The sequence below is a fragment of the Thalassotalea sp. PP2-459 genome, assembly GCF_001913705.1.
Taxonomy (GTDB): Bacteria; Pseudomonadota; Gammaproteobacteria; order Enterobacterales; family Alteromonadaceae; genus Thalassotalea_C; species Thalassotalea_C hakodatensis.
The window spans coordinates 155,374-176,376 of record NZ_MKQD01000034.1 but is presented as its reverse complement, the minus strand read 5'-3'; the positions used below and the strand labels follow the sequence as shown (position 1 = coordinate 176,376).

Here is a 21,003-nt window from a genome sequence, read left to right as displayed (position 1 = left end):
AATAGGATTAATTCCTATAGTTAAATGCTAATCGAATACAGAACCGCCACTTGGTATCATCCCATGGGGTAAACCGTTTAATTCTATATCGGTCTTCCGTCAGGTTTTCTAATGTTCCCCAATCAGTGGAAAGTGCAGCTTTAATGCCTATATTTTTTAATAAGTGACTATGCTCTTCACGAAAATCAATACCAAGTTTGCCGTTGGGGAAAGCAAAATATTTCACTTTCTCCCCAATAATACTTTCTAAAATACCATGACATTGCATTATTTGTTGATCGACAACCTCGTTATTTTCCACCGCTAATATTGGGTGATTATGGGTATGTCCGCCGATAATCATGCCATTGTCGTGCATTTCTTTAATTTGCTCTTTAGACAAAAAGCTATGTTGTGGCTTAGTTGCACCCGTTTGCTTATATAGTGCGTCAATCATCACATCACGTTCTTGCAAGGTCATATACTTAATTTTTTCAATAATGACATCTCTACTTTTCAATCGTTGATTAAACGTAGAAATATCAAATATTTGATTATTTAGACTGAGTTCAGTCAGTGACACTGGTGCTTTGGCAAAGGCATGACGAATGAATTCATCCCACAACGCTCCACTTTCTATACCGCCCGTGGCAATAAAGAAGTTAGCAACGAGCCCTTCTTCTTTTAGTAGCCTGAAAATATGGTGATAACTATCATTGTAACCATCATCTATGGTTAAACACACAGCACCAAATGGCAATTTACCCACTTCCATTAAGCTAAGTGCTTCGTCGATAGACAACACAACGAAATGTTTTTTTAACCACTTTAATTGATTGTGGAAATCTTTGACGGATAATACCGTTGGATTAAGCGGATCTTCAAATTCATCAACACGGTGATAAGTCAAAATATTTAATTTATTACCGTGACGTCCTTTGCTGTAATGTTTTATTATTGTTTTTAGCAGCCAATTCAACACTTAAACCCTCCGTCCATCGAGTGTGAATGTTCTCTTTTTTTCTTTTTTAATAATTCTATGTTCTATAGCAAACAATATCGCAAGTATGGCGTAGAGCATATCAAAATATGCCAAACTCACGGCAGCTCCACCGGCACAATAAGCAATAAGTGATACTTTGATCATGCGACACAATAACTGCATATCTTCATTATCTTTTGTTTTCTTTAAGTGTTGTACAATTTTCGATGCTTTCCTATAGGCAACAAAAATCAACAACATAAAGATAAAAAAGCCAATATAGCCATGATCACCTAATACCTGAAAATAAATACTATGTGCAGCTTTAAACCGCACATGTGACAAATGAGACGTATCAACAATGTTATTGAAATAAGCATAACCTTCATAACCATCCCACACTATTGAATATTGTCCAGATTTAAAGCCGCCACCCGTGATAAAATTATCATTGGCAATAAGCACCGCTGTTTTCCAAGCTAAAACCCGGCCTAAAAATGAATTATCTTCTGTTGCCGTTTCAATCGTATTCATACGATTCATCCAATCGTCTGGTATATATTTACTGCCTAAACCAAGCGATACAGTCAACAATAAAGCATAGAGAACTTTACGATTACTTTGCCACCAAAAATACCCGCCAACCACTATTAAAGCCAAAAGGCCGCCTCGTGAATGCGTTCCAATAATAGCAACGACACAAAGTACTATTACGCAATTAATACCAAACTTAAAAAGCTTGGATTTACTTATTTTCACTAAATAAAACATTAATGGCAGCAACATATTAAATGCTAAAGCCAATTCATTTCGATCACCTAACACATGACCAATAAAGCCATGTATTCGGTGCCCACCACCTGAAGAAATATATTTAAGGCCCTCAAGCGCTCCATAAAAGCCAATTGAGAGCATCAGTGCCCATATCATAACGTTGATATGGAGCTCTTTTTTAATCACTAAAATACAAAAATAAAACAATAAGGTTATTTTTAGAAACTCAACCCATTCAGTCCAAACAACAGCCGATATGGAAATAGTAAATATACTGGTGATGAGTGTCCAAAGTAGGAACATGAATACTAGAATAGTTAAACCGTCGGACGGCAGTTTACCCTTTTTCTCTTTGCTAACAATATAAGAGACAAATGCCAAAATAACGACGATCAAATTATATCTGAATGAACCAGCAAAACCATATACCCAACCTTTAGGGAAAAACATGGCGACCCAAAGCCACATGGCAGCTCCGATAAAAGGCTTACGTAACACAGCAATGAAAATGGCAAGCATTACGCAAACCATTAATAGATCTCTCATCGACGAGTATCCTTCTTGTCTTCTTCGTCAGTCTCTGTCGTTTTGTTATCTTCTTTTATTGCCCAAAAGCAAAGGTAAACAACAGCAGCAAGGTTACACGCCCATAGAAAGCTTTCCACGTTATGCCTCTACTTTACTGATAACGTAACGAAATTTACCTGACTTTTCAGCATCAATTTTCGTTACTAATTCTATTTCAATGGTGACTTGCTCACCTAAGCGCTTTTTAAAGTCGGTTATGATTTTAGACGATAACTCTTCGCTTAAATCGCCGGTGTCTGTCACTATTTGTACTTTCGTTAATGTTTTAGTTTCTTGAATTATTTTAAATTCACCAACGCCTTCAAGCTCTCTCAACACATAAATTAATGCAAGTCCGTGCATAATGGTGCCATCGTAAGCGACGATGAAATCAGTGGTTCTTCCTTCGATATCCATCAAACATGGTAGCCCACGTCCACATGTACATGGCTCAGGGTCAATGGCTGCCACATCGCCTGTACGATAACGAATAAAAGGGAAGTCAGATGTCGCCATATGGGTTACCACTATTTCCCCCTTTTCACCATCAGGTACTGGGTTACCCTCACGATCGATGATTTCAACCACAATATCTTCAGCACTTAAATGCATTTTACCGTCAGGGCATTGATGCGCAATAAACCCCGCATCTCTACCACCATAACCGTTGGCTACAGGCGCACCAAACGTTGTTTCAATGGTTTCCCTTTGATAGGGATATAAACGTTCAGATGTCACAAACACCACTTCTATGCCAAGGTTGTCTACCCGTATATTATGTTTTTGCGCTGTTTTTGCGATCAAACTAAACACCGACGGGTAACCAAATAGCATTTTGGGTTTTTCAGCTTTTATCGTGTCAATAAAATTCAACAGCTTAGTGTCATTCATATCAAAAGCTGGTACTAAGGTGGAACGGAATAATTTGTCGCGAAACAATCTAACTTTATCTTGAGCGCCCAATTCAATTGGCGAGCCCCATGCAACAATTTCTTTATCACCTATATCGACTCCCCACCAACGAGTTGCACGCCACTTTTCAGCGACATCATGACTTACGCGTTCATTACTCAGCAAAAACGTTAACGGTGTACCGCTAGAACCACCCGTAGTGAAGGGGCTGACAGGGCCAGCACTATCAGCCTTTAATTGTTCGAAATGCTCACGTATAACAGGCTTATCTAAAAAAGGTAGCTTTGTTAAATCAGCTTTACTCTTGATATCCTGCGCACTAAGGCCCAAACGTGTAAACAACTGACGATAGTAAGGCACTTGCTCAACAGCTGTCTTTAGGAAGCTATGTAAGCGCTTTTCCTGTTGCGCTAAAATTTCTGTTTTGCTCTGCCATTGCGATTTCTCTAAGGCGTTTTTTATCGTCACCGTATCATGCTTTTTTAATTTTTCATGCAATGGAAACAACAATGACGAAACAATTTTAGTATACATAACGAGGCGCTTATCCTTTTTCTGCAATAGCCTTTAAATAATGCTGTTGTAAGTTACGCCAGACATTTTCCCAGTAAAATTTACTGATCGTGTTTTGACCATTTTTAATCAGTGTCACGCGAAATGCGTCATCTTGCAAGAGCTTAATCACACCATCAGCAATGGCTTGTTCATTTTCTATACCTACCAGAATTGCATCGTGCTGATCTGTTACTAAGGTTGGTATACCGCCTACATTTGTTGATACAACGGGTGTGCCACACGCTAACGATTCAATAATCGAGTTTGGCGAATTATCAACAATACTGGTATTGACCATCACATCTGCTGCGCGATATAAATCTGCAATCTCATTTGGAGATAGTCTTCCGACAAAAGTTACCTGACTTTCAATACCTAGCTGTAACACTAACGCTTGTAAATTGTTAAGTTCTGGCCCGGTCCCCGCAACAGATAATCTTGCTTGCGGAAAGTACTCTTGAACAAGCGCAAAGCCCTTAATAGCCGTAGCCACATCGTAAATGTCTTCTAGGTTCCGGGTCACAATAATATGCGGCTGTTCATTAACAACCTTTTGTTCCATTGGATAAAACTTCGTTTGATCCAATACGTTCGGTACAATGTCAGCGTGTAATTCAAACTGTTCAAAGACTTGCTGTAAAAAAGCAGAAGGAACTAATATTTTTTGGCATTTACGAAGACTTGGTTTGACCCAAAACCATGATTTTTCGAAAAACGTTTGCGCATATCCACCACGGTAATTTAACACTACTGGTTTGTTTAAGCGATGAGCAACCCAAATTGCTGGTGCGGCAAATAAATGCCAAGACCAACCAGAATTCGCCATTATATGTACGACATCTACGTGTTTAAGTTGTCGTTTCAGTGAAACAAGATACTGAATTAACCGAAAACCAGCGCGAATAACAGGTACTTTGCCAATGAACGCTGGAAAATAAGCAGGGTTGACTTGAATAATATCAACCTCAAGCCCTTCTTCGGTTAAAAACTCACCAAGCTTTCTTGTTTGGTTCGCCATCCCGCCAGCAGGTGGCGGTAAAGGCCCAACAATCGCTACGCGCTTTAATGTACTCACTTAACTAACTGCCCTGTTAATTTTTGATAAATGTCAATATAGTTTTCAACACTATTCTGCCAGTTCCTGACTTGCTCTACATAGCGCCTTCCTTCGGCAATCACTTCTGGCCATTGTGCTTTTTCTGTTAATACTTGTTGTATTTTTTCAACCAAGTTATCGACATTATCCGCTTTGAACAAATAACCATTGCTATGATCTGTGATCAATTCATGGTGACCACCGACATCAGACGCTAACAACAGCTTTCCTTGAGCCATTGCCTCTAATGGCTTTAACGGAGTTACAAGTTCAGTTAAACGCATCGATTTACGCGGGTATACCAACAGGTCAACTAAGCTGTAATAACGCCCAACTTCACTGTGTGGCACTCGGCCAGTAAAAGTCACATAATCAGTTAGTCCTAATTCTGCTACTTGCGCCTTTAAGTTGTCTTCTTGTGGACCACCACCAACCAACAGTAAATGTATATCTTGTCGTTGTTTTACCACTTCCGCTAATGCATTGATGGCTAAATCTAACCCTTCATAAGCGTAAAAAGAACCTAGAAAGCCTAGCACCGTTTTATTCGTTAATGATAACGCTTGTTCTAATGCTTGATTTTTCTCGGTAATCACATCAAATTGCTCAACATTTACCGCATTAGCAATAACGGTAAACTTATCCTCGTTAAACCCTCTACCGATTAAGTCTTTTCTTAACCCTTGGCAAATTGTTGTTACCGCATCTGCATGCTTTACCACGTGTGTTTCCATTGCACGGGTTAACTTGTAACGTAAATCATCTTCTTTGCACGTACCATGATCAACGGCAGCATCTTCCCAAAAGGCACGAATTTCATAAACCACAGGCAAGCCCGATTTTTTACCGGCTTTTAGCGCTGCTAAACCGTTTAAGGCTGGTGAATGAGCGTGAATTACATCGGGCTTCTCTATCGCTATTACTTCTAATATGCGCTCAACCATGGGTTCGATAAATGCTAACTGATTCAATACAGGTAATTTTGACAACACGCCACTTGGTGGCGCACTACGATAAAACACTAGATCATCGACCGTTTCTATTTCTTTTACGCTATTACCATGTTTGGGGCTAGTGACATGACAAGTTTCAATCCCTAACTGGTGTTGTTTTTTTAAGATCGAACGTGTACGAAAGGTATACCCGCTATGTAAGGGTATTGAGTGGTCTAATACGTGTAATGCTTTCATACAATTAACTCGTTGCTTGACGATAAAAAGAGGCAAACATTAGTAAGGTCCAAAGTGGAGCGCTGTATTCTTTTCTGCCTGACTGGTGATCATCTATCCATTGACGAATAGTATCCATATTAAATAATCCTGATTCGTGCATTTCTTCACTTAATAATGCGTCTCTTAGTTTTTGCTTCAACGGGCCTCTAAACCAATCGGTAAGAGGCACTCTAAACCCCATTTTACTGCGATACAGTACATCGTGCGGCAAGTGATCTTCCATGGCTTTTTTCAACACGTATTTCCCTTGCCCTGCTTTTAATCGCATCCGTGGTGGAACTTTCGCCGACCACTCGACAAATTCGTGATCTAAAAAGGGTACCCGTACCTCTAGACTATGCGCCATACTCGCGCGGTCTACTTTGGTTAAAATATCCCCTACTAAATAGGTTTTAATATCTAGGTATTGGATTAAAGAGAGTGGGTCATCACCATCAAAATTAGCTTCATGTTCTCTAAATACTTCAAGTGCATGATAGCCCGCTAATTGTTCGTGAACTTGTGGAGAAAACAACGCCTTACGTTGTTCATCATTCATAATCGAAACACCATGGAAATAACCTTCTACAATATCCATGGCAAGCGATTGAAAAGTGGTTTTCGCCCGAAGAAAGCGCGGAGCCCAATCAAGCTTAGGGTATAACTTCCCTAATGGTTTAAAAATGGCCTTACGCACTGCCGCTGGTATTTTATCGCGAACTTTTTGTTCATTCATCATTAATGCGTAGCGACGATAGCCCGCTAAAAGTTCATCAGCACCATCACCTGACATACAAACGGTGACTTTTTTACGAGCGAGTTCACATACGCGATATGTTGGCATTGCTGAGCTGTCTGCGTAGGGTTCATCATAAAGCTCGGCCAACATATCTAACAGATCAAAATCATCACTTTTTACGATATTTTCTTGATGATCGGTGTTGTAGCGCTTAGCAACCATACGCGCAAAATCAGTTTCATTATAATCTTTTACATCAAAACCGATTGAACAAGTTTTTACTTTTTGTTCGCTGACTTGCGACATCATTGCTACCACAGCGCTTGAGTCAACCCCACCTGATAAAAACGAACCTAAAGGTACTTCTGCCATCATATGACTATCAACAGATTTCTTTAACTGCGTCACCGCTTGTTCGATATATTCTTGTTCAGATAGATCAGTTTGTTTGGCATAGCTCACATCCCAATATTGATTAATCTTCATTGGGCTTTGCGGCGTTTCAAAATAGATAGTATGACCAGGCTGTAGTTTTTGAACAGATTGATAAATGGTACTTGGTTCAGCAACGTAGCCAAATGCAAAGTATTGCTCTAGCGCTTTTACATCAACTGTTTTATCAAGATTAGGGATGAGTTTTAAACTTTTCAGCTCTGATGCAAAATAAAAAACTTGATCAATCACCGTATAGAAAAGCGGTTTAATACCAAGGCGATCACGGGTGATAAAAAAAGCATTTGTCGATTTTTGCCAGATCACATAAGAAAACATACCGTTAAGTCGTTCAACGCTTTGTGGCCCCCACTCTATGTAGGCATTTAAAATAACTTCTGTGTCGGAATGCGTATTAAAGGTATAACCAAGCGAGATGAGTTGTGCTCTTATTTCAAGGAAATTATACACTTCACCATTAAACACAATAACATAATCACCACAATTACTCTTCATCGGTTGTTGGCCAGATGATAAATCAATAATCGATAAACGTCGGTGTGCTAGACCAACATACTCGTCAACATATTGATCTCCTTCATCAGGTCCACGATGAAACTGCGCTTGGTTCATTTTAGCGAGTAATGCATCATCAACTTGTGCTTGCTTATCTAATTTTAAATAACCCGTAATACCACACATTCTTCGTTTACCTTTTCTATAGCAGCTGCTCGTAGCATGCTAAATAATCTTTCACCATGCGTTGTTCGTTATATGAATTCAACACTTTATCGCGTGCTTGTTTCCCATGCTCTTTTGCTTTTTCTACATTTTTTAGATAAAACGCCATCGCTTGCGCAAGCGCGATTGCATCTTGTTTTTCCACGAGAATCCCTTCTTTGTGCTGCTCAATGACTTGAGGTATACCGCCAACTTCCGTTGCAATAATGGCGGTTGACGCTGACATAGCTTCTAAAATAGTCATGGGGATCCCTTCGGCAATTGATGATAAGACAAACACATCAACTTCCGTTAAAAGCTCGGCAATATCATCACGTGCACCAAGAAAATTTACCCGTTCGTTAAGCTGATATTCTTGCGTTAATAAGGCGAGCTCTTCACGAAGCGGTCCATCACCAATGATTGTCAGCGTCCATGGCATTTCGTCATGCTCTTTTTGAAGTAACTGGCAGGCTTGTAGCAAGTTTTTATGGTCTTTAATCGGTGACAAACGGGCTATATTAGCAAAACGTATATTTTCGCTAGGTTGTTTAGGTAGATTGAAAAACTCGGTATTGATCCCGTTTGTGATCAACTGCGTTTTAGTCTTTGAAATGCCCACGGTTGTATTCAACCATTGAAACAATTCATCACTGACTGCAACATATCGATGAATAAAAAAGGACATCAGCTTTCGCAAAAAATTATGCTTTTTATTTAAACCTTTTGGATCATTTATATCTCGTCCGTGCTCTGCATGTATTCTGCCTTTCACGCCCGCTAACATCGCAATTGGGTGATATTCAATAGTCGACAAGTTGTAGGTATGTAAGATATCAGGCTTAATTTCTTTTAATAGCTGAAACAAGCGAAAATGTAACTTCCAGTCGTTGCCAGCTTTTTTATTTAAACAATGAACAGCCACCTTTTCGCGCAGGTCATCTTGAGAAAAGTCATTCGCCGTAGTCAATGAGATAATGACATGCTTAACATCGCTTTGTTGCTGCATCCGACGAATGCAATTTAGCATGACACGTTCTAGCCCGCCTATATCAAGCTGTAAAATGAAATGCGCGATGATCTTTGGTTTACTCACAAAGGCAATCCCAAGCGACTTTTCTCGACACTCAGTTTTTCGATCAGTTTTTGCTTATCTTGCTCTGTTTCATTGCTTGGTGCTAACGATACTGCAATAACATAACTGACATGAGCGCTACCGGTTAACGACGACATTACCTGATACAACTTCGCCCACATTGAAGACACACTTGAATACTGACCAATAACATATTGGTAAACATAACTACGCGTTTTGCCCGAGGTGTTACGTAACAACACAAATTGCAATTGCCCTAGTTCATTCTTAATTTCTTGCTGTTCAATAACAGTCCAACGTTCTGCATCGTGCAATTTATTAGTGAATGAAATCAACTCACCTTCGGTTTGTTTATTGGCATATTTTGCGGCAAATACTTCAAACGTGCCGTCAGTAATAAACGAATGGGCAATGGGTTTTGAAAAGGTGATACCCCAATTAGATTGCTTAACAACAGTACCATTTAGCATAGGTTGTGGGGTGTTTGGTGTTTCAGCCACTGGAATTTGTCTTAATAATAAAACTGCAATGATCATCAAAACACTTGCACTGATGATACTTGTCATTTGGTAACTACCGGTTTGTGTTGGCAAGTCAGTCTTATTTTTTTGTTCTTCATCAACAAATTTACCGCCAACCCAAAACATCATCATGATGACAAAACCAAAGAACAACCAACCATACACAAGATGATCGGCGCCTGTAGCGTATTTCATATCGGAATAATGGGCGATCGCCACAATCAAATATGCACGAATGCCATTCGCTAATATCGGTAAGATCAACGCGAACAAGAAGAAAATAATTTGTTTTTTAAGTTTGGTGTAATTTAAGTAAGCAAATAAAGCGCCAACAGCTGCTGAGGCGATTAAATAACGAATACCTGAGCAAGCTACAGCAACTTCAAAAAGACCAGACGGCGTTTGAATATAAAGACCATCTCGAAATACAGGTACGCCAGTTAACTGCAGAAAAAATACGGTAAACCATGCCGTTACGTCTTGCAGCCATGGGATCAAGTTCTCTCCCATCGGCACGAGAAATAAAAGGTAAATCAGTGGAAACTTATAAACACGAGCTAACTTATTACCAATCACTAACCAGAAAATAGCAATTAAGGCAACAACCGCTGCAAGTTGGCTGACCACATTAACGTCGGCTACGGCAGCTATTAACCCTAAACCTACAGACCCTAACAATACAACGAGTGCTTGCCAACTCGTACTTAACGGAACAGTTAATAAAGGCGCTCTATTACGCCATACTAACCACATGGCAATCGGTAAAATAAAATAGCCATGTGCAAATGTGTCAGAACGTCGCCATATTGCTTCCATGCCCATTAACGCGTCAGCAAAAAGCCAACCCCAACATAACATCAGTAGACTAAAACTCAGCAAAACCTTCGCATTTCTACTTTGCATTTCTCTCGTCCTAATTACTTACCGCTAAAATAGTCTGGCAAATTTGCCAGTGTTGCTTGCCATGTAAAGTTATCAATCACCCACTGTCTATTCGCCGGCTGGGCTTTATCCGCCAAGAAATTAACACATGCATTAGTAAACTCAACGGGATCATCTGAAATAACTAAATGTTCATTACTTGGCGCGTTAATGCCTTCCATGCCCATCGTTGTAGTAACAATAGGTTTATTTAAAGACATCGCCTCTAATACTTTATTTTGTATGCCCCTAGCGATTTGCATCGGTGCAACGACACACGCCGCGTGAGCAATATAGGGTCGAATATCATGTACTCGTCCGGTCACAATAATACCTGATTGCTCTGCAAGCTTTTCTACTTCTGCGGAAGGGTTACCACCAACGATGTAGAATAAACAATGAGGTGCTTGTTCTTGTATTTTTGGCCACACGTGTTCAGCAAACCACAGCACTGAGTCAACATTCGCCCAATAATCCATTGCGCCTGTAAAAGAAATGAAAGGACCTTCTGGTAAAGATTCATTAGCCATTTCAGCTTCTGGATCAAAAAACTCGACATCAACGCCATTGAGTACACCATGTATTTTGTTTTGTACATGTTCGGCTTGCAGGGATTTAAAGAGTGCCGCTTCGTCAGGTGATACAAATAAACTATGAGTAAACGTTTCTGTTACTTCAGCTTCATATTGTGCGAGCTTTTCATGTTCCCGTTGAAAAACCCACTTAGCAATTCCTGATTTTTTCTCAGCATATTGACGCCACTTGTCGGAATCTACGTCAACAAAGTCAATCACCCGTGTTGCTAACGAAAACGCATCATCTTGGCAATATTGCGCCATAGATGACGAGTAGACAAAAATATTCTTAATGTTTTGTTGGTGGAAAGTGCGATTAACCCAATGCTTCATGGCCGTATCAGCATAATAAGGTAATGTAATGGCTTGCCCGGTAAAAAAAGCTTTTAGCCCTTTAATTTTAGATAGGGTTTTATTTTGAACAATGGCACACACATCTACACAATACTTATTGAGTGCCGATACATATTGCTTATCGAAGGGGTCATCAATAAAACAGCCTAAGTACACATCATAACTTTCACTCAATTTTTTTAAAATATTAAACGAGCGGATCTTATCGCCTTTATTTGGCGGATAAGGAATACGATGGCAAAGATAAAGTAACGGTTCCTTGTTCATAATTGCTTATCCTAAGTATTTTGAAAGAAATGGGCCTAAATATTGGCTGACCTTTAACGGCAGCTTCTGCCAAAGATTAATAAACACTTTATATTTAGGATTATTAGGACTTAAGTTAGGTAATTCTTTAGCATTAACTAAGTGATAATAATAATGGAGAGGCTCTGGCGCCATCCCCCAATTTTTCTTATATTTATAAGGGCCACTATCATGTTTACTGCGGCCAAAGTCATACCATTTGCTCGCTTTATTTTCGTTGGCATGACACATCACTTGATAATACATATAGTCAGCACTTTTAATGGCACGAGCAGCACTATTACCCCCGCCGTAATAAGGTAAAACTTGATCGTTAAAGTAAAAGTTCATTACTGCATTTGATGGATTACCTTCACTATCACTTACGATAAGTATGTCGGCATGTTGGGAAAATTCATTTATTAAGTGTTCAAAGTACTGTTTACTGAAAATCGGTGTACCAAGATTTCGATAACTTTCTGAAAGCAGCTGATAAAACTGATCAATATCTTGCGTCACCTGATGCTGCAATTCATTTTTTAATGAGTGCCGAATAACAGCACGTTGCTTTTTCTTCACGTTAGCAAGTATTTTTTCGCTATCTTCCGCTAATTCACAACCAAACGTACTGTGTTGTTGTTTCAGTAATAAGCCATTGTTTTGAGCATGACGGTAGCGTAATTCAAGGTAATCAACCTGTAGCGATTCACTTAACTGTTTCGCATGTGACTCTAGTTCACGAAGCACATCATCGTTATCAGCAATTGCTCCGCCATAAACACAGAAAGGTGTTGAAATAAGCGCATGACCAAATAATGCGCTTTTAACTTCTACTAAAGGTAATATCCCTAATACCTGCTTGTCATCTTCCGCCATTAAGTAATAGCAAGGATGGCTAAAGCTTTTCGAAATAACTGACATCCAACCAGATAAATGAAAAAATGAGCCTTGTTTATGCGCTCTTACATAGTTATCCCATCGGGTAAAATCTTGCTCTGTTATTGTTATTACGCGTGCAACCAATTTTCAATCCTCGTTATTGAGTGCGATTTCCTTTTAGATATACATTTTCCATGGTATCCCACTGGTAATCTTGTAAAAGACGCTCAATTTTACCTGCCATACGTGACAAATTAATGTAGTGCCTTACTTTCGATTTAAAAGATGCGCCCGCCACTTTGGGCTGTTGCGCATCTATTTCCCAAGGGTGGAAATAAAAACTATAAGGTTGTTGTTCTACCGATAAATATTTTTCAATGCGTTTTTTCGACATCCAATACGGATAAAGCCTGAAATAACCGCCGCCGCCAATGCCTGTATTGGCGCCATTTTGTCGAATTGTCGGAATAGGAATTTCCGTAATACCTTCAGGCCGCTGATAAATAAACCTGGGCCAATCAGGTACGCCATACAAATCATGTTCAATGGGGTAGGTGCTTGAACTGTATTGAAAACCAAGCTCAACTAATACATCGTATACCCAGGTATTTTGGTCTTTGACTGAGAAACTTGGCGCGCGATAGCCTTTAATTGCTGTCCCCGAAATATCTTCTAATGCTTTTTTAGAACGGTCTACGTCTTGAAAAAATTCCTCTTTCGTCATTTCTAATGCACGTTTGTGTGCATATCCATGACTTGCCAGTTCATGCCCTTGTGCGACTATTTCTTTAATCAGGTTCGGGCATTGTTCAGCAACCCATCCCAAAGTAAAAAATGTAGATTTAGCATCATACTTGGCAAATAACTCCAATAATTTAAAGGTATTTTGTTCAACCCGCATTTCATATTGCGACCAGTTATCTTTAGTAATGATGTTTTCAAAAGCAGAGACATGAAAATAGTCTTCTACGTCAACCGTCATCGCGTTTACATTGTTAAGTTGTGTCAAAATTAACGGCCTTTTCCAAACAATACGATTTCCACAGTGCGGATTAAAATTAATAAATCTAACATGAAACTGCGATGTTTAATGTAATAAAGATCGTATTTCAATTTTTCTAATGAATCTTCTTCCGTAGACCCATATGGATATTTTAATTGTGCCCAACCGGTTAAGCCCGGTTTTACATTATGACGTTCATTATAATAAGGAATCGTTTTAATTAATTGCTGCACAAATTCAGGACGTTCAGGGCGAGGACCTACAAAGCCCATATCACCACGCATCACATTATATACTTGCGGTAATTCATCGATACGATATTTACGAATAAATTTACCAATACGTGTCGTTCTATCGTCATTTTCTGATGCCATTTGCGCACCATTTTTTTCAGCATCTACACGCATACTTCTAAATTTGTATATTTTAAATGCTTGGCCATCTAAACCGACTCTTTCTTGAAAGTAAAAAACAGGTGCTTTAAAGCCTTCGTCAAGTTTTATCAATAAGGTTGTAATCAACATAACCGGCCAAGTAATTAAGAAGAGTACAAACGCAATACTCGCATTAAATACCCAATCTAACGTATTACGTAAATGGTTGCTGCTGGCAAAGCCGTTTGAATATATAACCCAGCTTGGATAAATTAAATTTACCGCTATTTGCCCCGTTTCACGTTCAATAAAATCTAAAATTTCAGTGACTTCAATACCGCGAATTTTACAGGCAAAAAGTTCGTCAACGGGCAAGTTATCGCGTCGCTCATCACTAGCAACCACTATTTCATCAATTTCATGCTCTATAGCATAGGTGACTAACGCACCATCGAGCTCAATACGATTTTCATTCACGATACCGTTTACATCAGCATCACCATTCATGACCAAAAAGCCATGCATAGAAAAACCTTGCCTGTCTACATCACGGCGCATACGCTTTTCAATAATAGAAGCTCTTTCACCTGCACCAAGTACTAACACTTTGCGCTTATTTAGACCAAAAAAGTCTATCTTCAAGGTGTAATAACGGAAAATACAGCTAAAAATAAAACTAATAATAGACGCGATTGCTAATAATTCAGTGGCAATGCCGCCATTAGGATAAAAAGGGTTAAGCAAAGTAACCACAAAAAAACCAATGGCGACTGACATTAGTATGCGTCTAACTAAACCACGAAAACTTTCTCGTAATTTGGTGTTATAAAGCCCTAATGCGAGAAAGGAAAGTTGGATGACGAGTGCATACACAATGGCATAAATAAACATGATATTACTTTCTAACGGATAGTGACTCACGATAGAAAAGTACTGGTTTAGCGTATAAGCACTGAGAAAAGCACCAGCAAAAAGTATTAGTTCAATAATAACTAATGATTTACTTCCCGTTGATAAATTACGAAAATTACTATTAGACATAAAGTAAAAACAATCCCTGAAAAAAGCGCTTTAAATAGCTAAAAATATCTGTGTTTTTTGTTATTAACAATGTAATTTCTTTTGTATTAAAATCAACAAATACAATAGAAGACGAGAATATACCAAAATTCATTATTTTATGACAGATGTTAAAATTAAATTTACAGTCTGTAAAAAGTGTTAAAAATCTGTTAGCTTAGCAATTAACTTAAGTATCGACTAACCCTAACTCAAGGTTGAAGCCATGGAAAACAAAGCCTTCGTGAAAATAAAAGCAATATTAGTATTAAGTGCGATGTATATTTTAAATGGATGTAGCTCTACTTCGCTCCCTCCTGCAACATTACATCAATCTGAAACAAGTGACGTAGCCTCTTATAAATACCTTATTGGTTCAGGTGATGTGCTAAACATTTTTGTTTGGCGTAACCCTGAAGTTTCGGGTTCATTTGTTGTGAGACCAGACGGTATGATCACTACCTCGTTAGTGGAAGATATTCCGGTTTCAGGTAAAACACCAACTGAACTGGCCCGCTCTATCGAAGAAATTCTTTCAACCTATTTGAGAGATCCCGTTGTTACGGTGACTGTAAACAATTTTGTTGGACCATTTAGCGAACAAATTCGTGTAATTGGTGAAGCAACGCAGCCGCAATCGGTTAACTATAAAAAGAATATGACCTTACTTGATGTGATGATTCAAGTGGGTGGCTTAACTGAGTTTGCAGACGGAAACGATGCAAAACTAGTCCGCATTGAAAGCGGTCAACAAAAACAGTATCGAATTCAAATTGAAGACTTAATTAAGAATGGTGAAATATCAGCTAACGTTGATGTATTGCCCGGCGATATTATTGTCATCCCTGAAACCTGGTTTTAACTGAACCGTTTTTGATAATTAGTTACCTGTTGTACAGAGGTCAGGAATGCAAGAAATTATAGAACAAGCCTTAGATTACTTAAAAGGAATTTGGCTAAAGCGTCGTTATATTATTGTAGCGACTTGGATGATATGCCCACTCGCATGGGTGATTATCTCTCAAATGGATGATGTTTACGAATCTGAGGCAAAAGTCTATGCAGATACTCAATCTATTTTAGGACCACTTTTACGTGGATTAACCGTACAAACGGATCCAGATAAGCAAATATCTTACATGGTAAGAACCTTGCTTTCTCGAGAAAACCTCGAGCGTATCACGCGTATGACTGATTTAGATGTACAAGTACAAACTTCTGATCAATATGAAGCACTTATAAACACATTAAAAAATGGTATAGAAATCAGAAAAGCTGGGCGTGAAAACTATTTTACTATCTCGTATCAAGATAAAGATCCAGAGATGGCGAAAAATGTTGTGCAATCAGCGTTAACGGTTTTTATCGAAAATACCTTAGGTGAGAATCGAAGCGAATCTGATACCGCACAGAAGTTCTTAGATACCCAAATTAAAGAATATGAAAATCGGTTATTAGCTGATGAAGCAAAGTTAACAGAGTTCAAACAAAAATATAGTGAAGTATTACCCAACCAATATGGCGGGTATTACAGTAAATTGAATAACGCTAAGGAAAGCCTTAAATCAATCGAACTCATTCTTTCTGAAACGCAATCTCAGCTTAAAAACGCAATAGCTCAGCTAGGTAGTAATAAAGCAGACTCTACTGATCGCTCTAACGCGGTTGTTGATTCAAATACCGTAAACACTAGCTACGATGACCGTATAGTTGAACTTGAGTCAATGTTAGATTCATTGTTACTCAAATATACTGAGCAGCATCCAGACGTTAAAGAAGTGCAAAATCGCCTTGCACATTTAAATAAGCAACGCAAAAAAGAAATAGATGAATATTTAACAGCACGTAGTGATTCTTCGTCGCTTTCTTTATCGCAAAACCCCGTTATACAAAATTTGCAAATTCAAATAAACCAGTTGGAAAACCAAATTGCTTCAATAAAAGTGCGTCGAGATAATTACGCACAAGAAGTAAAAGATTTAGAAAATAAAATACATATTCTTCCTGAAATTGAAGCTCAACTAACTGGTTTAAATCGTGGTTATGAAATCACCAAAACTAAATACGAAGAGTTATTAAAACGGAAAGAAACGGCACAACTAGCCAAACAAGCTGATGAAACCACCAGTAAAATAAACTTTCGTGTGATTGACCAACCAAGAGCGCCAAAAGACCCTAGCGGGCCGCCTCGTATTCTGTTTTTAATTGGTAGTACAATTTTAGCCTTTGGTGTTGGGTTAGGGTTATCTTTATTAGTAAGTCAAATAAACCCTGTAGTTACATCACGTAATCAAGTAACGCGTGAAACAGGCATTCCTGTTTTCGGTATTGTTTCTGCAACAGAAAACTTAGGCTTGCAAAAATGGAATAAGAAGAAAACGTTAATTTTTATTGCTTCTAACTCAGTATTGGTTTGTTTATTAATACTTTTCATCTTATATGCGATGTTTCCTGAGCAAATTCAGGCTCCGTTAAAAGGAATGCTATAACATGAGTACCATAGAAAAAGCACTTGCGAAGAAAAAAGACAAAGCACTTGATAATAGCACTCAAGATATTACCAATGAGCAAGTTGAAGCTGAAAAAAAAGCAGGTGATAAAACAGCACCGAAGAGCGTATCAACGACCAACCTATTAAATATTGATAAAAGCGGTCTTACGACCAAAGGTTATTTAATTGATACTGGCGCACGTAAAAGTATTAAAGATGAGTTTCGTCAAATAAAACGTAAGCTATTAAACAATGCTTTTGGTGTAGCTTCTAAAATGCTGAATCACCCTAATCTTGTTATGATTAGTAGTGCAAGACCTAATGAAGGTAAAACTTTTGTCGCCATTAATTTAGCGTTAAGCATAGCATTAGAACAAGATAAAACTGTTTTACTGGTTGATGCTGACGTATTACGCCCAAGTATCAATAGAGAGTTAGGTGTAGAACAAACAGAAGGACTCATAGAGTTTTTATTAGACCCAGATAAAGACGTTAGTGAAGTGATTTTTAATACTAATATCGACAAACTCAAAATCATTCCAGCAGGTAACCCTCATCATTTATCAAATGAATTACTTGCCAGTGAAAAAATGGCAGCGTTAGCGAATGAATTAGCAAACCGTTACCCTGATCGCGTCGTTATTTTCGATTGCCCGCCACTTGTTGGTGTTACTGAAACCTTAGTACTTGCTAATCTCATGGGGCAAGCATTAATTGTTGTAGAAGAATCTAAAACTAGCATTGCTAACATTAAAGAAGCAACTGAATCGCTAAATGAAGATTTAGCGGTAGGTCTAGTACTCAATAAAGCAATAAGATCTCATAAGGATTTGTATGGCTATTATGGCTACGGATACGGTGAAAAAGAATAAGCTCGCCGTTGCGATAACCCTTTGCCTTGCTGCACTTCCGAGTGTTGCAGGTGACTGGCAGTTTACGCCAACATTATCGCTTGATGAAACATACTCAGACAATGTAGAGCTTAACCAAACAAATGAAGTATCGAGTTTAGTTAGCCAAGCTGCGGTGTCTCTAAATTCAACGTATAAAACGCGATTATTGAATTTTGATTTTAAATCAACCAGTACAAATGTTTGGTATAGCCATGATCATGACTTAGATGACGACTTTCATTCACTTAGTTCAAATGTAAACCTAAGATTAGGTTCAAGTGGTTTTAGTGTTTTTGGTGGTGCAAGTATCACTAATCAAGCTCAAAATGGCGCGAGAAACTCCTTAGCAGACATTGTTTCTGGTGATGTTGTTCAAGTTGAACGCTACAATGCAGGTATTAATTACGACGTCAATAATAGCGACTTTTCACTAAGTAGCTCACTTGCAGCTAATACTAGCGAAACAGAAGATCGCATAGGAGAACGGGATGGTTTTTCTGGCAATATCATCACGTCAAATGGTTCTTCTGCACGTCATATTTTTTGGAATGCTAATGGCAGCTATCAAGAGCAAGAAAATAATGACCTTACTAGCCGTATTTACCAAACCGAGATAAAAATTGGTTATATTACCGGCTGGAAATTCAACCCTTTTATTCGCTATTACGATGAAGATAATAAAGGAAGTTTAAACCAAGGTAGAACTAACGAATCAAATTCAGTTGGTGCAGGTTTTCGCTGGGAAGCAACCCCAAGACTAAACATCGATCTTTCATACAACACCCCCATTGGTGATGATCTCGATATTGACGGTAACGAGCAAGAAGAATATATAGACGCTAACATTAATTGGCAGCCAAGCATTAGAACACAATTATCAGCGAATTATTCACAACGCTTTTATGGTGATAGTTACGGGCTTAATCTAACCCATAGCAACCGTAGGTTAACCAACACAATAAGTTATCAAGAACAATTACAAAGTTTTACTCGAGATAACTATAACCTTATTAACTTAGGCTTTTTTTGGTGCCCAGAAGGTGATAACACCGAAATCGCTAATTGTTACTTACCTGGCAGTGGTGATATTTCTTTTGATGACTATCAACTCGTTAATGTATCTGATTACGAATTAATTGAAGATAACGTATTTTCCTTAAATAAAGGTGGAAGTTGGCAGTCAACATTAGCATTGCCGAGAACCACTTTTAATTTTTCATTGCGTGCAAATGAGAGAGAAAATTTAGAAACAAGCGAAATCGACGAAACGTTGTCGACATCTTTTGAGGTGTCTAGAAAAATTGGTGGACGTTCTACAGTAAAGTTTGTGGCTTCTTATACAGAGCGTAAATTCCAAGTAAATAGTGATAACGAGCGTGAAGATAGATACAGAACTATCACCCTAGGGTATAATAAGTCACTCAATAAAACGTTAAATTTATCGGTAGATTTACGTCATTTGAATCGTAGCTCTACATCCCAGTTTAATTATGAAGAAGGTCGAGTGACCTTAAAAATCACCAAGGATTTTTAACCACCATGTACGAAAGTCATTATGGGTTTACGGAAAAGCCCTTTCAGTTAAGCCCTGATCCGCGTTTTTTCTTTGCGTCTAATCATCATCAACGCGCCTTGTCATACTTACAGTACGGCTTGGATCAAGGCGAAGGCTTTATTGTGATCACAGGTCCTATTGGCACAGGGAAAACCACGATTGCACGAAACTTATTAAATCAACTCGGTGATGAAAGCATTGTTGCTGCGCAGTTAGTGACTACTAAATTAGATCCTCACGAATTACTTGCCCTTGTGGTATCTGAATTTCAAATTAAAGCAAAAGGCGAAAGTAAAGCAGACTTAATTCAATCGATTGAAGAGTTTCTTATTTCATTGAATAAGCAAGGAAAACGCGCACTGCTAATTGTTGATGAAGCACAAAACCTGCCTTCAGAAACCGTTGAAGAACTACGCATGTTGTCTAATTTTCAATTAGATAACAAACCGTTAATACAAAGCTTTTTATTAGGTCAAGAAGAGTTAAAACCGATTATTCAAGCGCCTAATATGGAGCAATTTAGACAACGCATTATTGCCTCAGCACATTTAAGACCGCTTTCTGTTGAAGAAGTAAAAGAATATATTAACCACCGTATTCACCAAGCAGGCTGTGAACGAGATGATGTGTTCTCTGATGATGCCTTTGAACTAATTCATGAAAAAACGCTAGGTGTGCCCCGTAAAATAAACATTTTTGTCGACCGTCTTTTGTTATTTGGCTTTTTAGAAGAGCTTGAGGTTATTAACTCAGCTGCCATTTTAGCAGTAGCCGAAGAAATGGACGTTGAGTTAACAGGTTCGTTAAACAATAAAACACTTGCTAGCCAAGAGCCCAACAAACAAGTTGTCGTCAATTCAACAGAAAATGTTGAAAACATGAAAGAAGTACTTAGAGATGTTGAAGAAATTTTAGAGTCATCGATTAAGCAAAAAGTAAAAATGGCCCGTTATGTTGATAAGCTGTTAAAGCAAAAAAGTAAACAATATGCTGAAACAAATACCCCTGAGGAAAAGTAATTAGATAGTTA

At 38.4% G+C, this 21,003-nt stretch carries 18 protein-coding genes; 5 read left to right on the top strand and 13 right to left on the bottom strand.

Translation table 11 applies throughout. The annotated features are described in order from the left end of the window. Window positions 1–7: 7 nt before the first annotated feature. Genes BI291_RS07020 through BI291_RS06965 form a run of 13 tightly spaced genes read right to left on the bottom strand, consistent with a single transcriptional unit; the run spans window position 8 to window position 15,016 of the window. Window positions 8–961, bottom strand: coding sequence for a polysaccharide deacetylase family protein (locus BI291_RS07020; protein WP_074497641.1), 954 nt, complete (start codon window positions 959–961; stop codon window positions 8–10). Continuing rightward, window positions 962–2,281, bottom strand: coding sequence for a putative O-glycosylation ligase, exosortase A system-associated (locus BI291_RS07015; protein ID WP_074497639.1), 1,320 nt, complete (start codon window positions 2,279–2,281; stop codon window positions 962–964). It lies immediately after the preceding gene. After that, window positions 2,278–2,400, bottom strand: a complete 123-nt coding sequence (locus BI291_RS18675; protein WP_303046027.1) for a hypothetical protein — start codon at window positions 2,398–2,400, stop codon at window positions 2,278–2,280. Before BI291_RS18675 ends, BI291_RS07015 begins: the two co-directional genes overlap by 4 nt. Before the next feature lies 1 nt (window position 2,401). Next, window positions 2,402–3,748 (bottom strand): phenylacetate--CoA ligase family protein, encoded by a 1,347-nt coding sequence (locus BI291_RS07010; RefSeq protein ID WP_074497637.1) that lies wholly within the window; start codon window positions 3,746–3,748, stop codon window positions 2,402–2,404. A 10-nt stretch (window positions 3,749–3,758) separates the two neighbouring features. Beyond that, on the bottom strand, window positions 3,759–4,844 hold the full coding sequence (locus tag BI291_RS07005) for a glycosyltransferase family 4 protein (RefSeq protein WP_074497635.1): 1,086 nt from the start codon (window positions 4,842–4,844) through the stop codon (window positions 3,759–3,761). Continuing rightward, window positions 4,841–6,055, bottom strand: coding sequence for a TIGR04063 family PEP-CTERM/XrtA system glycosyltransferase (locus tag BI291_RS07000; RefSeq protein ID WP_074497633.1), 1,215 nt, complete (start codon window positions 6,053–6,055; stop codon window positions 4,841–4,843). The genes BI291_RS07005 and BI291_RS07000 overlap by 4 nt, the downstream gene beginning before the upstream one ends. 4 nt (window positions 6,056–6,059) lie before the next feature. Next, a complete protein-coding gene (locus BI291_RS06995) occupies window positions 6,060–7,949 on the bottom strand; it encodes an XrtA/PEP-CTERM system amidotransferase (protein WP_074497631.1) in 1,890 nt (629 codons plus the stop codon). Between the two features lie 16 nt (window positions 7,950–7,965). Further along, window positions 7,966–9,063, bottom strand: coding sequence for a glycosyltransferase (locus BI291_RS06990; RefSeq protein WP_083601945.1), 1,098 nt, complete (start codon window positions 9,061–9,063; stop codon window positions 7,966–7,968). Then, entirely contained in the window at window positions 9,060–10,487 is a 1,428-nt protein-coding gene (gene xrtA / locus BI291_RS06985) for an exosortase A (RefSeq protein WP_074497627.1), read from the bottom strand. Before xrtA ends, BI291_RS06990 begins: the two co-directional genes overlap by 4 nt. A 14-nt stretch (window positions 10,488–10,501) precedes the next feature. Continuing rightward, on the bottom strand, window positions 10,502–11,701 hold the full coding sequence (locus tag BI291_RS06980; RefSeq protein WP_074497623.1) for a TIGR03087 family PEP-CTERM/XrtA system glycosyltransferase: 1,200 nt from the start codon (window positions 11,699–11,701) through the stop codon (window positions 10,502–10,504). A 6-nt stretch (window positions 11,702–11,707) separates the two neighbouring features. Further along, complete coding sequence (locus BI291_RS06975; protein WP_074497619.1) at window positions 11,708–12,742, bottom strand: FemAB family XrtA/PEP-CTERM system-associated protein; 1,035 nt, start codon at window positions 12,740–12,742, stop codon at window positions 11,708–11,710. Window positions 12,743–12,755: 13 nt separating this feature from the next. Next, window positions 12,756–13,607 carry an XrtA system polysaccharide deacetylase gene (locus tag BI291_RS06970; RefSeq protein WP_254849543.1) on the bottom strand — a complete coding sequence of 284 codons (852 nt, stop codon included), beginning with the start codon at window positions 13,605–13,607 and terminating at the stop codon, window positions 12,756–12,758. 2 nt (window positions 13,608–13,609) lie between these two features. Continuing rightward, window positions 13,610–15,016: a TIGR03013 family XrtA/PEP-CTERM system glycosyltransferase gene (locus BI291_RS06965; RefSeq protein WP_074497615.1), complete on the bottom strand. Its 1,407-nt coding sequence runs from the start codon at window positions 15,014–15,016 to the stop codon at window positions 13,610–13,612. A gap of 244 nt (window positions 15,017–15,260) precedes the next feature. Here BI291_RS06965 and BI291_RS06960 point away from each other — a divergent pair, with 244 nt between their 5' ends. From BI291_RS06960 to BI291_RS06940, 5 genes are read left to right on the top strand one after another with little or no spacing between them, the layout of a single operon-like run. After that, complete coding sequence (locus BI291_RS06960; RefSeq protein ID WP_074497612.1) at window positions 15,261–15,896, top strand: XrtA/PEP-CTERM system exopolysaccharide export protein; 636 nt, start codon at window positions 15,261–15,263, stop codon at window positions 15,894–15,896. Between the two features lie 46 nt (window positions 15,897–15,942). Beyond that, window positions 15,943–17,523, top strand: a complete 1,581-nt coding sequence (locus BI291_RS06955) for an XrtA system polysaccharide chain length determinant (protein WP_074497608.1) — start codon at window positions 15,943–15,945, stop codon at window positions 17,521–17,523. A gap of 1 nt (window position 17,524) precedes the next feature. Further along, window positions 17,525–18,397 carry an XrtA-associated tyrosine autokinase gene (locus BI291_RS06950; protein WP_074497604.1) on the top strand — a complete coding sequence of 291 codons (873 nt, stop codon included), beginning with the start codon at window positions 17,525–17,527 and terminating at the stop codon, window positions 18,395–18,397. Beyond that, complete coding sequence (locus BI291_RS06945; RefSeq protein WP_074497601.1) at window positions 18,360–19,952, top strand: TIGR03016 family PEP-CTERM system-associated outer membrane protein; 1,593 nt, start codon at window positions 18,360–18,362, stop codon at window positions 19,950–19,952. Before BI291_RS06950 ends, BI291_RS06945 begins: the two co-directional genes overlap by 38 nt. 5 nt (window positions 19,953–19,957) lie before the next feature. After that, complete coding sequence (locus BI291_RS06940; protein WP_074497598.1) at window positions 19,958–20,992, top strand: XrtA/PEP-CTERM system-associated ATPase; 1,035 nt, start codon at window positions 19,958–19,960, stop codon at window positions 20,990–20,992. The last annotated feature ends 11 nt before the right edge of the window (window positions 20,993–21,003 follow it).